The sequence below is a fragment of the Caballeronia sp. LZ028 genome (assembly GCF_031451415.1).
Taxonomy (GTDB): domain Bacteria; phylum Pseudomonadota; class Gammaproteobacteria; order Burkholderiales; family Burkholderiaceae; genus Caballeronia; species Caballeronia zhejiangensis.
In genome coordinates this window covers 1-513 of record NZ_JARUXN010000053.1, presented here as the reverse complement: position 1 = coordinate 513, position 513 = coordinate 1, and the positions used below count along the sequence as shown (strand labels likewise).

Sequence of the window (513 nt, the reverse complement as noted above, 5' to 3'; positions counted from 1 at the left end):
TCTGCACTTCATCGATCAGGTGATCGGCAAGAAGGAAGGCGCGAACGTGTACGCGGCAATGAACGCGCTCGTGCTGCCGGGGCGTCAGATTTTCATCGTCGATACGCACGTGAACGTCGATCCGACGCCCGAGCAGCTCGCCGAAATCACGATGCTCGCGGCGGAAGAAGTGAAGCGCTTCGGCATCGTGCCGAAGATCGCGCTCCTGTCGCATTCGAACTTCGGCACGAGCAACGCGCCGACCGCGCAGAAGATGCGCGACGTGCTCGCGATCCTCAAGGAACGCGCGCCCGATCTCGACGTCGACGGCGAAATGCACGGCGACGTGGCGCTCGATGCGCGTCTGCGCAAGGAAGTGCTGCCCGAATCGACGCTCGAAGGCGACGCGAACCTGCTGATCCTGCCGAACATCGACGCGGCGAACATCTCGTACAACCTGCTGAAGACGGCGGCGGGAAGCGGCATCGCGATCGGGCCGATCCTGCTCGGCGCGGCGAAGCCGGTTCACGTGCT

1 protein-coding gene is annotated in these 513 nt (G+C 63.9%); it reads left to right on the top strand.

The window, feature by feature from the left end; translation table 11 throughout:
• On the top strand, nucleotides 1–513 hold a 513-nt coding region (locus QCE58_RS34020), incomplete at both ends, for a phosphate acyltransferase (RefSeq protein ID WP_309781271.1).